The sequence below is a fragment of the Vibrio sp. Sgm 5 genome, from assembly GCF_026241575.1.
Classification (GTDB): domain Bacteria; phylum Pseudomonadota; class Gammaproteobacteria; order Enterobacterales; family Vibrionaceae; genus Vibrio; species Vibrio jasicida.
The window spans coordinates 26,630-40,212 of the sequence record NZ_JAPHPY010000029.1 but is presented as its reverse complement, the minus strand read 5'-3'; the positions used below and the strand labels follow the sequence as shown (position 1 = coordinate 40,212).

At 46.3% G+C, this 13,583-nt stretch carries 13 protein-coding genes; 7 read left to right on the top strand and 6 right to left on the bottom strand.

The window, feature by feature from the left end; translation table 11 throughout:
- Window positions 1-41 precede the first annotated feature (41 nt).
- The 5 genes from OQJ86_RS16200 to ompV all read left to right on the top strand — a co-directional run bounded on the left by OQJ86_RS16200 (window position 42) and on the right by ompV (window position 5,795).
- Window positions 42-821, top strand: coding sequence for a hypothetical protein (locus OQJ86_RS16200; protein ID WP_104027291.1), 780 nt, complete (start codon window positions 42-44; stop codon window positions 819-821).
- 207 nt (window positions 822-1,028) lie between these two features.
- Window positions 1,029-2,039, top strand: coding sequence for a LacI family DNA-binding transcriptional regulator (locus OQJ86_RS16195; protein WP_038871463.1), 1,011 nt, complete (start codon window positions 1,029-1,031; stop codon window positions 2,037-2,039).
- Between the two features lie 137 nt (window positions 2,040-2,176).
- A complete protein-coding gene (gene nhaC, locus OQJ86_RS16190; protein ID WP_265988385.1) occupies window positions 2,177-3,652 on the top strand; it encodes a Na+/H+ antiporter NhaC in 1,476 nt (491 codons plus the stop codon).
- Between the two features lie 12 nt (window positions 3,653-3,664).
- Window positions 3,665-4,831, top strand: coding sequence for a MalY/PatB family protein (locus tag OQJ86_RS16185; RefSeq protein ID WP_265988384.1), 1,167 nt, complete (start codon window positions 3,665-3,667; stop codon window positions 4,829-4,831).
- A 187-nt stretch (window positions 4,832-5,018) separates the two neighbouring features.
- Complete coding sequence (gene ompV, locus OQJ86_RS16180) at window positions 5,019-5,795, top strand: outer membrane protein OmpV (protein WP_265988383.1); 777 nt, start codon at window positions 5,019-5,021, stop codon at window positions 5,793-5,795.
- 60 nt (window positions 5,796-5,855) lie between these two features.
- On the opposite strand, the gene OQJ86_RS16175 is transcribed toward ompV, so the two are convergent.
- The 3 genes from OQJ86_RS16175 to OQJ86_RS16165 form a co-directional block, all read right to left on the bottom strand.
- The gene (locus OQJ86_RS16175) at window positions 5,856-7,094 is read right to left on the bottom strand and encodes a DEAD/DEAH box helicase (RefSeq protein WP_265988382.1); all 1,239 of its coding nucleotides are present in this window, start codon (window positions 7,092-7,094) and stop codon (window positions 5,856-5,858) included.
- A gap of 162 nt (window positions 7,095-7,256) precedes the next feature.
- Window positions 7,257-7,799: a peroxiredoxin-like family protein gene (locus OQJ86_RS16170; RefSeq protein ID WP_265988381.1), complete on the bottom strand. Its 543-nt coding sequence runs from the start codon at window positions 7,797-7,799 to the stop codon at window positions 7,257-7,259.
- Window positions 7,800-7,908: 109 nt separating this feature from the next.
- Entirely contained in the window at window positions 7,909-8,445 is a 537-nt protein-coding gene (locus OQJ86_RS16165; RefSeq protein WP_265988380.1) for a nuclear transport factor 2 family protein, read from the bottom strand.
- A gap of 149 nt (window positions 8,446-8,594) precedes the next feature.
- Between OQJ86_RS16165 and OQJ86_RS16160 the strand changes: the two genes are divergently transcribed.
- Window positions 8,595-9,485, top strand: coding sequence for a LysR family transcriptional regulator (locus OQJ86_RS16160; RefSeq protein WP_265988379.1), 891 nt, complete (start codon window positions 8,595-8,597; stop codon window positions 9,483-9,485).
- A 61-nt stretch (window positions 9,486-9,546) separates the two neighbouring features.
- Here OQJ86_RS16160 and uxuA read toward each other — a convergent pair whose 3' ends face one another.
- The 3 genes from uxuA to OQJ86_RS16145 form a co-directional block, all read right to left on the bottom strand.
- Window positions 9,547-10,734, bottom strand: a complete 1,188-nt coding sequence (gene uxuA / locus OQJ86_RS16155) for a mannonate dehydratase (protein WP_042605112.1) — start codon at window positions 10,732-10,734, stop codon at window positions 9,547-9,549.
- A 129-nt stretch (window positions 10,735-10,863) separates the two neighbouring features.
- Window positions 10,864-11,655 carry an FCD domain-containing protein gene (locus OQJ86_RS16150; RefSeq protein WP_009706637.1) on the bottom strand — a complete coding sequence of 264 codons (792 nt, stop codon included), beginning with the start codon at window positions 11,653-11,655 and terminating at the stop codon, window positions 10,864-10,866.
- Window positions 11,656-11,762: 107 nt separating this feature from the next.
- Window positions 11,763-12,746, bottom strand: a complete 984-nt coding sequence (locus OQJ86_RS16145; RefSeq protein ID WP_265988378.1) for a TRAP transporter substrate-binding protein — start codon at window positions 12,744-12,746, stop codon at window positions 11,763-11,765.
- A gap of 321 nt (window positions 12,747-13,067) precedes the next feature.
- On the opposite strand from OQJ86_RS16145, the gene OQJ86_RS16140 reads away from it, so the two are divergent.
- On the top strand, window positions 13,068-13,583 hold the full coding sequence (locus tag OQJ86_RS16140; protein WP_038871502.1) for a TRAP transporter small permease: 516 nt from the start codon (window positions 13,068-13,070) through the stop codon (window positions 13,581-13,583).

Below are 13,583 nucleotides of genomic sequence, written 5' to 3'. Positions count from 1 at the left end.
AAAATTAGCGCTCAATAACGGAATATCAAAAAGGAGTAAAAGTGGAAGATTTCTATATCGATCACAAAGGGTTAGCAGCATATTTCGAGATTCAGTGGCTTGATAAACTTCGACAAAACGGCGTGAGCAAACTGCTTGATAGCCAGTCTAAGTCAGTGCCAGATTGGTTTGTCTCTTCAAGCCATTCGAAAGACGTCGCGCAGTTTGTTGTTGAAGCTCTCGGTAGTGAAAACCTTTCTCCTAAAAGCCTATTAGAAGTGGGACCTGCTCTCGGGAGAAACTGTTATGAATTGATAACCAACATACCAAGTATCAATTCGGCTACGCTCGTAGAACCTTCTCATCGTTTGTTATCAAACTTGAAACAGCTACTGATCGATGGGGGAGAGTGTGACTTCCACTATATTAAGAGCTTAAAAGAGCAAAAGCATTTCACATTTGATGCATCTTCAATAGCCAAAGCTTGTGACCATGTGAATTTTTCTCTCATCGAAGCACCTTTTGAAAATGGCGTGGTCGCGGAGCAGCACGATTTAAGTCTTTGCTTGAATGTACTGGATCAATGTGACTCCCCTAAAACGGTCGTGGAAGCATTAATGGACGCAACGGCTCCTAACGGTGTTTTGGTTTTAGCCTGTACCTATCAGTGGAGCAAAAAACATTTAAAAGATGAGACTGAAGCAGTTGACGATATAAACGATTATTTTGGCAATGGTTGGACTCCATTATCCGAAGCTGAGCACGAGTATAAAATCAGATTCAACGAGAGATACTCTCTCCTTTTCTTGTCTCATATCGTCGCCTATAAAAAGATTGGCTAATAGATAAAGAAGCCACGCACCCGATATCGTCAGGTTCGTGGCTTTTTTGTTTCTCCTATCTTGTTGAATTAATAAAACAAGATAGGAGCGCTTTTTTCTAAAGTTCTATCCTTTGAACTTACTAACATAACCAACAATTAATAGCCGCTACACTCTGCCTCATATCCTCCCTTTCAATTCACCCTGTTACTCTCTTGGAGAAATCTAGTGGCAACCATGAAAGACGTCGCGGACATGGCTGGTGTCTCTACGGCAACAGTCTCGCGTGTTATCAATCGCACCAGTTATGTTGAACCAGTAACGCAAGAGCGAGTCGAACGCGCCATTAAAGAGCTCAACTACCGCCGAGATGCGCGAGCAACAGCGCTAGCAAACCGCAGCAATAACACGCTAGGTTTACTCACTGGGAACTTGGCTGACCCTTTTTTCGCCTTGATCGCCAAAAGCGTAGAAGAAGTGGCTCGTGCCAATGGTTGCCAGTTGGTCGTAGTCAGTGGCGGGCACAATGCGCAACGAGAAAAAGAAGGGCTCGACTTTCTCATCAGTCAGGGCTGTGAGGCGATGGTCGTACACTCAAAGATGCTCGATGACACCACGCTGATGCAATACGCTGCACAGCTTCCGGCGATGGTGTTACTCAACCGCACCATTGCACAAATCTCCAATCGTTCTGTCTGGGTAGACAACCGAGTCGGTGCGCGCAAATCGGTCGAATATTTGATTCAGCAAGGTCATCGCAAGATCGCCTGTGTCACCAGTGACTTACCCATTGAAGATCGAACCGACCGCCTTGAAGGTTATCGAGACGCAATGAATGCAGCCAATTTAGCTATCCCAACAGGTTGGGTAATCAACCAAAACTTCAGTGAGTCTGGAGGAGAGGAAGCAGGTCGCCAACTTATTCAATCCTGTCCAGGAGTCACTGCAGTGGTGACGTTTAACGACGTAATGGCGGCTGGCTTAATGGCAAGTTTGCATGAGCAGGGCTTCACGGTGCCAGATGATATTTCCGTGGTTGGATTTGATGATGTGTTGCTTGCACGCTACCTCTATCCACGATTGACCACCATGCATAACCCAATTGACGAAATGTCGACTTATGCAGCGAAATTAGCACTAAACTTAAGTAAAGACGGCTATTCGCCACCAAACCTGCATCAATTTGAAGCAAGCTTAGTCAGCAGGCAAACCGTCAAAGCAATACAAAAGATCGGATAAAATTGTGATGAACCTTACATTCGCACACCTCATGTAAGCGCTTACATGAAAACAACACACCGCTCTCATTTTGCCTATTATGTGACCGTTATTATCCATTTCGAACAAACCCTACATCGATCCTGAGGATAAATAACATGACAAATTCTAAGCCTCTGCCGTCGTTCGGATTAGCACTCGCCCCTATTGCGGTGATGTTTGCACTTCTGGCTGTCGGATACGGAATACTCGGACTTCGCATTGAAGTTCTGTTACTGATTTCAGCTGCCTTTACTGGTCTTATCGCGTGGAAGATCGGTTACAACTGGGATGACATCATTAACGCCATCGTAGAAAAACTGGCCAAAGCGATGCCAGTCATTCTGATTTTGGTCTCGGTTGGTGGTTTGATTGCCAGCTGGATGGTCAGCGGCACAATCCCTTACATGGTTTACTGGGGACTTAAAGTCATCAGCCCTGAATACATTCTTATTGCCGCTTTCTTTGTGACCAGTGTCGTTTCCGTTTGTACCGGCACGTCTTGGGGCTCAGCGGGGACCGTTGGTGTCGCACTAATGGGTGTTGCGGCAGGACTTGATGTATCGCTCGCAGCTGCGGCTGGTGCTGTGGTATCTGGCGCGTACTTTGGTGACAAAATCTCACCGTTATCAGATTCAACCAACTTTGCGCCTGTCGTTTCAGGCACCACCTTGTACGAACACATTCAACACATGCTTTACACCACCCTGCCGGGCTTTGTGATTGCATCTGTGGTGTTCTTCTTTGCAGGTCAAAATGCTGATATCGCGAACATTCACGAGCCAGAGAAAGTTGTTCAAATCATCTCGGGCTTAGATAATCTATACAACTTCAACATCCTACTTCTTATTCCGCCAGTGATGATCCTATGGGGCGCGTTGACTAAGAAACCGGTTCTGCCATTGATGCTTGGCGCATCGGCTATCGCGATTGTTTTAGGCATGGTTTTCCAAGACTTCACACTAAAACAAGGCTTCCAAGCTTACGTAGACGGCTTCAACCTAGCCATGTTTGAGGCAAACGGTCACAGCGTAAATGGCTTAGTGCCAGATATCGCCAAACTGCTTAACCGTGGTGGTCTGTTCTCAATGATGAGCACGATTCTACTTGTATTCTGTGCCTTTGCCTTCGCTGGTATTTTGAGCCTAACTGGCGCACTAAACGTGGTACTAGGCAAATTCCTACATGCGATTCACACCACAGGTCAGCTGATTGCTTCGACCGTTGTGGCAACCATCACTGTGGTTTTCACCACTTCTGACGGCAAGCTAGCGCTGTTGATTCCGGGTGAGTTGTTCCAAAACGCTTACCGAAAAATGGGATTAGACACGAAGAACCTGTCTCGAACCATCGAAGATGCCGGCACCATTATTGAACCATTGGTTCCTTGGACAGCCGCAGGTATCTATATGGCCGGTACGCTAGGCGTGGCAACGTTGGATTACCTACCATGGGCGATTCAATGTTACACCGGCGTGATCTTCGCTCTGATTTATGGCTTCACTGGCTTTGGTATCGCAAAAGCAAAGCCAGAACAAAACGAACAACAGATTGCTAAAGAGCATTCAAATACACCAGCAGTAGAAACAAAATAAGGTAAATCATTGATGAACGCTTTCGACCAAATTCTGAACCGCAAGGAAAGTGGCTCTGTTAAATGGGACTTTATGCAGCAAAAGCTGGGATTGGCTGGCACGGATTTACTCCCGATGTGGGTATCCGATTATGATTTTAAAGCGCCGCAAGTAGTATTAGACGCGCTACAACAACGTGTTGAGCATGGAATTTTTGGTTACGCAGAACGCGATGATGCGTACTACCAAGCTACAATCGATTGGTATCAAAACCAGCATGGCACCCACGTTGAGCGTGAGTGGATCACTACGGTGCATGGCGTACTTCCTGGACTCGCGATGGCATTGCAAATGCTCACCGAAAAAGGTGATGGCATCGTGATGCAGAGTCCGGGATATGGCTCCTTCCGTAAGATCATTGAATTCAACGATCGTGTTGTCGTAGAGAACCCACTGACGGAAACCAAAGGCGACTATCAACTCGACTTTGATCATCTCGAAACCTGCTTTGCTAATGGCGCAAAAGCAATGATCTTCTGTAACCCACATAACCCAACAGGGCGAGTTTGGTCTGAAAGCGAAATGACAAAGGTTGCCGAACTGTGTGAACAGTACCAAGTTTGGCTGCTGAGTGATGAAATATGGGGCGATTTAGTGGTTGGCGATGCGGAGTACTACTCTGCTTTACGTCTTCCAAAAAATCTTACAAAACGTCTGATAGTAGCTACGGCTGCAAGTAAGACGTTTGGCTTGTCTTCACTGCGAATCTCTAACTTTATGATTCCAGATGAATCACTCCGAGCACAGTTTGTTCACAGATTAGATGCTCATGGTATGGACGTGTTCAATAGCCTATCGATGAGTGCAGCGACTATTGCTTATCAAGAGTGCTCTAATTGGTTGATGGACTTAAAAGACTACTTGCGAGCTAATATCGCCAAACTTGAGCAGTTTGTACTAACGGAACTGCCAGAGGTGAAATTTATCGCCCCACAAGCAGGCTACTTGGCTTGGTTAGATTGCCGCGCATTCAACCTGACCGACGCCGAGCTGGAGCAAAAATTTGTCGCCGCAGGGCTTGTCCCGAGCATGGGTATCGCTTTCGGTAAAGAAGGTTCTGGCTTTGTTCGCCTTAATCTAGGCTGCCCATCAGGCACACTGGATGAAGCCTTGGTAAGAATCAAACACGCACTAAACTAGCCATACAAACAACCGATATAACAAAGCCACGCTTTTCATGTTAAAGCGTGGCTTTTTGTTTCCCTTTCCCCAGGCTGCACAGACAACACTTCCCTAAAGCCATCATTACACTTCCATACGTTCTGCTGATAGAAGGTTACACATCCGTTTTGTACACTGTTCAAAATCAAATAATTAGGACAGAATAATGAACAAAACACTCATCGCGTTAATCACTTTAACAGCAGCAGGAACAGCAACAGCTGGCGACACTTACATTCGTAACGGTAACATCTACAACAACGAAGGCGGTTGGATGGTCGAAGCTGGCGTAGTGCAAGCCAATGATCTTTTCAAAGACCAAAAGCACAATACAGCACCAGTGTTAAACGGTGGCTATCACGGTGAAGATTTCAACGCTGATCTTGGTGGCATCAACTACCGCTTTCTTGGTGAAACTAACGAATTGTTAAACATGAGTGCTTATGTGGTGGGCAGTGGCGTACCTCGCGATAGCGATGTAGCGAAAAGCTTAAAAGGTACTAAGCGTCGTGATTTTGCGGTCGATTTAGGTTTAAACGCAGACTTCACACTCGATCCAAACAACGTGATTTCAACTTACCTACAACACGATGTTTCTGGTGCCTATAAAGGCTTCCAAGGTGGTGCGACTTACTTCCACATCATGAACATCGGCAATGCTGATTTCGTACCATTTGCGAGCGTGTCTTACCAAAGCGAAGACTATGTAGATTACTACTTCGGTGTCACAGACAAAGAAGCACGCGCAAACCGCAAAGCTTACAAAGGCGAAGCTACGGTAAACTATGGTTTAGGCTACAAACTGGTTGTGCCAATCACCGATAACTGGCAAATCAGCCAAGTATCACAATACACGCGTCTAGGAAGTGGCATCAGTGATTCTTCTATCGTAGAGAGCGCAAACCAATGGACAGTTGGCGCGACCGTTTCTTACAACTTCTAGTCTCTTTCCGTTAATAGAAAAAGCCATCATCACGATGGCTTTTTGTTTGTTTAGCTTGGTTTATTTAGCTTTGGGCGCTTGGCGTTTCGGTTTTCCTTGAAACTGCTTAATGCTCTTCTTGGCATTGGTTCGGCGATTGGCTTTTTTATCGCGTGGGGCGCGTTTGCTTTCGCCTGTTGATGGCTTATCCGTAACTGGGAAACCTTCAAGATCTTGCGTTGGCAATTCACGTTGAGTCAGGTTACGGATCGCGGTAAGAGCTTCTGCTTCGCCATGGCAGACCAGCGACATTGCGACACCTTGCTCGCCTGCACGGGCTGTACGTCCAACTCGGTGAACGTAAGTCTCTGCGTGCATTGGCAACTCAAAGTTAATCACCACGGGCAGTTGTTCAATATGAATACCGCGCGCCAACAAATCGGTGGCAATCAATACCTGTGTTTGCCCCGACTTAAACTGCACCAACGCTTCTTCTCGCTCTGCTTGGATCTTATTGCCGTGCAACGCATTGGTTGAGATTCCAGCTTTACTGAGTTTTTTCGCTAGACCATCGGCATTCTCTTTGGCGCCAATAAATACCAATACCTGCGTCCACGTATTTTGCTTGATTAGTTCAATCAACGCTTTGGTTTTGCTGCCTTTGTTGACGAGATACAGTGTTTCGGCAATATCTTGATTGGTGCTGTTTTCTTGATGTGCTGCTACTTGTTTTGGCGCGTGCATGAGCTGCTTGGCTTTGCCCTTCAACTCATCAGAAAACGTTGCTGAGAACATCGCGGTTTGACGCTGGTTTGAAATCTGCCCGGCAATATTTTGCACGTCAGACCAAAAGCCCATATCCAACAAGCGATCCGCTTCATCCAACACTAGGTAATGGATATTACTCAGCTCCAACCCGTTGTTCGCCAGATCAACTAAACGACCTGTTGTCGCAACAAGAATTTGAGGGTTTGCCGCAAGTGCTTGTAGTTGCGTCTCTTTATCCACACCACCACACAGACACACTGCGTTGAGACCAATAGCTTGACCAACTTGGTTAATCGCTTCGCTCACTTGTGTCGCTAGTTCGCGTGTTGGTACTAGAATCAGCGCTTTTTGCTCTGGATTTACACTTAACTTTTCCAACAGAGGCAAACCATAAGCAAGGGTTTTGCCGCTGCCCGTGTTTGCTAATGCCAATACGTCTTTACCACTGAGTAGCTCAGGAATTGCCAAAGCCTGAATATCGGTTGGCTTCTTGAAGTCTTTTGGCAGTGCGTGAATCAGCTCAGAGCTCAAAGAGAGAGTAGAAAATGGCATTAGCTTAACCTTGTGCTTTTGGTTGAAGAGGCAGTAAAACAATATAGATGCAGTAAATCGCAGGCGCGGACTTTACCACAATCTAGATGACGAACAATCGAATTTTAGGAGAGTGAACCTTCAACTGGTACTCGCTTTTAATGCCTCAAACCAAAACCGTGATTAGATTGCCGCTTGGTAAGTACCACGAATAGGGTAATCGTTTTCTGGGTTACGGATAAACGCCAATCCTGAGAGCAAGACTTCTAGGTCAGGTCGAGCGAATGGACCGTTGGAAATATCGACTAACTGAACTTGTCCTTTACTATTCACCACAAACAAACCTGGCTCTGCAAAGAGATGGTCTGTCTCTTTTTCTGAGCGAGGCTCCGAGATATACAAACCAAGCGTTTGCATCTGCTCTACTGTCAGACCATAAGCGACCGGGAACGTGACGCTCAGTTGATCCTTATGCTGCTCTAGCTGTACTTGGCTATCTGCGGACACTGCCACAATATCCATCCCGAGTTGTAAGAATCGTACTTTTAGTGTCTCTAGTTGGTTGAGATAGCGAGTACACAAAGGGCAATGTTTGCCGCGGTAAACCACCACTAAGCGCCAATCGACATTCTCAGAAGGTGCACCCAGCTCGATAGTTTCGCCACTTAGCGTTGGCAGAGTGATAGAGGGAAACAAATCACCTGCGGTAAATTTCGTCGTTGTCATTATTCAGTCCTATTTACTTCACGTTGTTTAAGATAAAACGAGCGCGACACAGGTTGGAGTGGAGAGCATTGCTGCCCTCACATGTCGCGCTCCAACTAACAGACCGGAGTTATCGTTGAATGTATTCGTAACTTTCGTCAGATTTATTGCGTTTACCTACGTACTTATCTTCAAAATCTGGAGACCACACTGCGCTCGCATCTTGGTTTTGGTTCCAATCAAAAGCGGTAAAACGGTGTACCATTTTCCAAACACCATCACGACGTTCAAAACGGTACAGGTGACGACCACCTAAAATGCCTTCTTTGTCCACGCCATCTTCTTCATGCACGTGGTACGCCCACACATAGCTCTCTGCAGTTGCTGTATCACCATCTACTTCGATGAGAACGTTGCTGATGCGGTGCTGTGTCATTTTGATTGCTTCAAACCCTTTCATTGCTGGTTCAACAAAAGCGTGGGCATTGTCGTTATAGAAAAACAAATCTGGGAAGATTGGGTCTTGATGGTCTTCAATAGCATCTTCCCAGTAAGTGGACTTCATCAGCTCTGCGTCCATACGATCTAAAGAGCGAGCATGACGGAAAATCACTTCTGTAATATCTTGTTTATCAACTAGAAGTTGTAGTTTTTGTTGCATGTCCATAAGCGCCTCCATTGGCGAATCAATCTTGGTTAATCTTTCTTACCGATTTGTTTTTCGGCTTGGGATGTATCTTAGAACCAACCAATATCGACTAAAACTGAGCTACAATGACTAGCATCTATGCCTATTTAGAATAATTGAGAGCACTAATGGACCAACTAAGTGCAATGCGCGCATTTGTTCGAGTGGTACAAACGGGCAGCTTTTCTGCCACGGGTCGTGAAATGAATACCTCACAAACAACGATCAGCAAAAAAGTGGCAGCGTTAGAAAAGAAAATCGGCGTCAAGCTCCTCGCTCGAAGCAGTCGCGACCATGCTTTAACGCCTGCAGGCGCGAAGTATTATCAAACTTGCGTTGATATTTTAGGTGAACTGGATGAAGCCGAAGCTGAGGCAAGATCGGAGGTGGCTTCTCCCCAAGGGACGATTCGCATCTCAGCACCAGTGGCGTTTGGTCGCATTTTGCTTGCTCCTATCATGGCAGAGTTTTTCCAACGCTATCCTGATATCAAAGTGGATTTGCAGCTCAGTGACCAGCACACCGACTTGATCAGTGATGGGATAGATGTCGCAATTCGAGCTAAACAACTGGAAGACTCAACGCTGATTGCGCGCCATTTGTTTGATAACCCAATGCTCGTTTTAGCGGCGCCGAGTTATTTACAACAGCACGGAGAACCCAAAGCTCCTGAAGACTTAAAACAACACAATTGTTTGGTTTATTCGCGGATGAGAGACATTAATGTATGGAGCTTTACCAAGCAAAATCAGAAACATGCCGTCGCGGTAAATGGTAATTTTCAAAGCGACAATGGGGATGTATTACTAGAGGTCGCGTTAACCGGAATGGGGATTGTCACTCTTCCGATTTGGATGGTTGAACATCACTTAAAAGAAGGGCGACTTACACAATTGATGAGCGACTACATAGGGCAAAATTTACCTTTCAATGCGGTGTACTTACAAAGCCGTTATACGCCTCTTAAGGTTCGCTGCTTGATTGATTATCTGAAAGAAAAGCTTCCCAACGTTGAGTAGCAACAAAAAAGCGCAGAGCCAAAACTCTGCGCTTTTAAAAGTGCTTTTACATTGTAAATCGTTACTTGGTGTAGAAAGCGCGTTTTAGTGCCATTTCTAGACCACGCACTTCCGCAAGGCCTTTCAAGCGACCGATGGCTGAGTAGCCTGGGTTGGTCTTCTTCTTCAAGTCATCCAGCATTTGGTGACCATGGTCAGGACGCATTGGGATCAAACGGTGATCACCTACTTCTGCGCGGCGTTGTTCTTCATCCAGAATCGCCATCACTACGTTGTACATATCCACATCACCATCTAGGTGGGCTGCTTCGTGGAACGTCATCGGGTTGCTTTCTTCACGCTTGGTTGAACGCAAATGAGTGAAGTAAACGCGGTCGCCGTGCTTTTTGATCATCTTCACTAAGTCGTTGTCACCACGCACACCGTAAGAACCCGTACACATGGTTAAACCGTTCATTTTGCTCGGTACTTTTTCAGTCAACCAATCGATGTCTTCGATGGTTGAAACGATACGAGGCAAACCAAGAATTGGACGCGGTGGATCGTCTGGGTGTACTGCCAACTTCAAACCATGCGCTTCACACACTGGCATAAGTTCCGCTAAGAAGTGCGCCATGTGCTCACGCAGCTTATCTTTGCTGATGCCCGAGTAACGGTCTAACTGTGCTTGGAACTCTTCTAACGTGTAACCTTCTTCAGCACCCGGCAAACCAGCAATGATGTTGCTTGTCAGTTGTTGGATTTGCTCCGCCGTCATGTTGTTGAAGTACTCAAGCGCCTGCGCTTGTTCAGCTTCGGTGTAATCCGCTTGTGCGCCAGGGCGCTTCAGAATGTGGAGCTCAAATGCCGCAAATGCGATTTGGTCAAAACGAAGTGCTCGAGAACCATCTGGCATTTCAAATTCAAGGTCAGTACGTGTCCAATCTAGCACTGGCATAAAGTTGTAGCAGACTGTATCTACGCCACATTCTGCAAGGTTACGCAGCGTCTGTTTGTAGTTGTCGATCCACTGTTGGTAATCACCTGTTTGAGTTTTGATTTCTTCATGAACAGGGACACTTTCAACCACCGACCACGTTAAGCCTCTCTCTTCGATGATGGCTTTACGTTTTAAAATCTCTTCTTTCGACCACACTTCCCCATTTGGAATGTGGTGCAAGGCATTTACGATGCCTGTTGCGCCAGCCTGACGAATATCGTCTAGCGACACTGGGTCATTCGGACCGTACCAACGCCAAGTTTGTTCCATGACACTCACCTTTTTTAAGACGCACTCAGCCCGCTCGAATTATTCAAGCTAAGTGCACAACGACTTCTTAATATGCAGCCACGATAATGCAGCTGCGCTGACTAGAGCCGACCGAAGCCGGCAATGTGGTTAACCGTTTTCAGCGCCCTGCAGAACAACAGGGTTGGAACTGAATAAGTAACCATCAAAATTTGGGTCATCGATGTCAGACAGCTCCAACAGGCGCTGTTTAACGTTTTCAAGGTGTTGCCACATGGCATTTTTTGCAGCGATAGGATCTTTACGCTGCAATGCGGCGAGGATTTTGGCGTGATCGTCTAACCACTCTTCACGGTAGTCTTGACCAGCAATGTGAGAATGAAGTTTCTTCCACATTGGGCTGCTCTCGCGTCGCTCCCAAGATTGCTTCAGCATGTCCACCAGCACAGAGTTTTGAGTTGCCTCTGCAATGCACATGTGAAACTTCTCATCACCGTTACAATCTGCGGTGCCACTGGCGAGCTCTTCTCGCTCTAACTCAAGGGCTGCGCGCATTTTCACGATGTCGCCTGGCGTTACTTGCATCGCTGCAAATTCCGCGATGTTACTTTCAAGCAACTGACGAGCTTGGAGCATTTCAAACGGACCGGCATCATCGCTGATCACGTTTTCACGGGAGTTCGGTTGAGATGGAATATTGATGACATACACCCCAGAACCTTTCTTCACTTCGACAAGGTTTTCCAGCTCAAGCATGATGATCGCTTCACGCACTACTGTGCGGCTCACGTCGAGACGTTCTGCGATATCGCGCTCAGGCGGCAACCTATCACCAACCTTGTATAGGCCGTTGATTAACTCTTGTCTTAGGACTAGACCGGTTTCTTGATACGGTCTTTTCGGTTCAAAAGGCATCATGATGATATTATCACTATATTCCATCTAACTTCTCACGCCATCATAACGACCAATAACAATTGGTCAACCTCTATGTACCAGAATGTGGTAACACCTTGTTTTCGATTTTTTCGTACTAATTAAATTGTGAATTATTGAACGGCTTTAATTTTCTCAACCAATTCATTTAATTCAGGATTTGTCTTTTCTAGGTCCGCGTACATTGGTTGAACCGCTTCAACAAATGCCGCTTTATTTGGCTCTACAAAAGTCACGCCCATCTTCTCTGCTTTCGCGCGCTCTTTCGCTTCTGACTCAGCCCACAGCTTCTTCATGTATTCCGAAGAGTCTGCCGCTGCTTTCATCAGTGCTTGTTGCTGCTCTGGCGTTAGCTTGTCATAAGTCTTAGTTGAGATAACCAAAACGTCCGGCACCATAGTGTGCTCGTCTAAGCTAAAGTACTTTGATACTTCACTGTGGCGGCTCAAGCTGAACGATGGGATGTTGTTTTCCGCAGCATCCACCACGCCTTGTTGCAATGCCGTGTATAGCTCGCCGTATGCCAACGGCGTTGGGTTGCCACCCAATGCTTTCACCATCGCAATCGCTGATGGGCTTGGCTGTACGCGCACTTTTAGACCTTTTAGATCTTCCGGCGTGTTGATTGGCTTGTTGGTGTAGAAACTACGCGCACCCGCATCGTAATAAGTCACACCAATAAAGCCGCTGTCCGCTGAAGAATTCAGGATTTCACGACCCACTTCACCATCTGTCACTTTGTAGTAGTGGTCTTTATCGCGGAACAAGTAAGGCAGGTTGAATGCCGCGTAAGCCGGGGAGAAAGCTTCCAATTCTGCCGCGTTGCTCTTCACCATATCTAGAGCGCCGTTTTGCATTAGCTCCATCGATTCACGCTGTGTACCTAGCTGTGCATCAGGGTAAATACGGATACGAACTTCACCATCTGTCATTTCACGAACTTCTTTTGCCATAAAGTCCATTGCTTTATGTACCGCATGGTCACGAGGGTGGTTGTGACTCAGCTTCAAAGTGGTCGCAGCATAAGCAGAAGCAGTGGCGCCGAAGGTCATTGCAGCACCTACTGCAGCGCTTAAAAGAGTCTTACGCGTCATCATTGTTCTATTCTCCTTGGATTGGTTGTCCAATATGTAGGGTAGTTTTAATTTTTTATCGGTATTTCTTGTTTCGAAGCCATTATTGGCGATCAAAAAACCTATCGTCAAAACAAAAATGCAAATTGATTGACCAAAATCACAATAGCAACCGTTAAATTGGTCAACCAATCCAATTGTGAAGCTGCTCACGGACAACCAAATCGGCTAACTTATAATCCACTCAGAAAGATTAGCGTATGTTGCTGCCCTACACAGAAACAGTTCCTTACATTGGTAAACCAATTGTTATGAGATGCGCGTATTTACTTAAAGGAAATAAAAATGAATAAATTGGTCAAATACATAAACAGGGGGCTGGCTGCCTTTACGGTCTCTCTCTCGACCTTCCTCGTCATTTGCGTAGTCTGGCAAGTGTTATCACGCTATGTGATTGGCAGACCAAGTACCGTTACTGACGAACTTGCTCGCTATCTCTTTATGTGGGTAGCATTAATTGGCGCCGCCTACACCACCGGCCTTAAACGTCATCTTGCTATCGACTTGCTAACAATGAAGCTGCAAGGCAAGCGCAAACTCATCAATGAAATCGTCATCCAAATTGCCATCGCACTGTTCTCTTACGTGGTGTTGGTTCACGGCGGTACGCAACTCGCACTGAAAACACTGGCAACTGGCCAGTTAACGCCAGCACTAGGCTTGGAAATGGGCTACATCTACTTCTGCCTACCAATCAGTGGCGCACTGATGATCTTTTACTCTGCGGTATTTGCTTTCGACCGTGTAAAACAATTGACGTCTGGTGAAGCCCTACTCACCGACACCCAGCTTGATCAATAG

Excerpts from the sequence above, each read along its gene's own strand:
- OQJ86_RS16140 (WP_038871502.1), top strand. The coding sequence starts at position 13,068 with ATGAATAAATTGGTCAAATACATAAACAGGGGGCTGGCTGCCTTTACG.
- OQJ86_RS16165 (WP_265988380.1), bottom strand. The coding sequence starts at position 8,445 with ATGGACATGCAACAAAAACTACAACTTCTAGTTGATAAACAAGATATT.
- nhaC (WP_265988385.1), top strand. The coding sequence starts at position 2,177 with ATGACAAATTCTAAGCCTCTGCCGTCGTTCGGATTAGCACTCGCCCCT.
- OQJ86_RS16160 (WP_265988379.1), top strand. The coding sequence starts at position 8,595 with ATGGACCAACTAAGTGCAATGCGCGCATTTGTTCGAGTGGTACAAACG.
- OQJ86_RS16170 (WP_265988381.1), bottom strand. The coding sequence starts at position 7,799 with ATGACAACGACGAAATTTACCGCAGGTGATTTGTTTCCCTCTATCACT.
- uxuA (WP_042605112.1), bottom strand. The coding sequence starts at position 10,734 with ATGGAACAAACTTGGCGTTGGTACGGTCCGAATGACCCAGTGTCGCTA.
- OQJ86_RS16145 (WP_265988378.1), bottom strand. The coding sequence starts at position 12,746 with ATGATGACGCGTAAGACTCTTTTAAGCGCTGCAGTAGGTGCTGCAATG.
- OQJ86_RS16175 (WP_265988382.1), bottom strand. The coding sequence starts at position 7,094 with ATGCCATTTTCTACTCTCTCTTTGAGCTCTGAGCTGATTCACGCACTG.
- ompV (WP_265988383.1), top strand. The coding sequence starts at position 5,019 with ATGAACAAAACACTCATCGCGTTAATCACTTTAACAGCAGCAGGAACA.
- OQJ86_RS16185 (WP_265988384.1), top strand. The coding sequence starts at position 3,665 with ATGAACGCTTTCGACCAAATTCTGAACCGCAAGGAAAGTGGCTCTGTT.
- OQJ86_RS16150 (WP_009706637.1), bottom strand. The coding sequence starts at position 11,655 with ATGGAATATAGTGATAATATCATCATGATGCCTTTTGAACCGAAAAGA.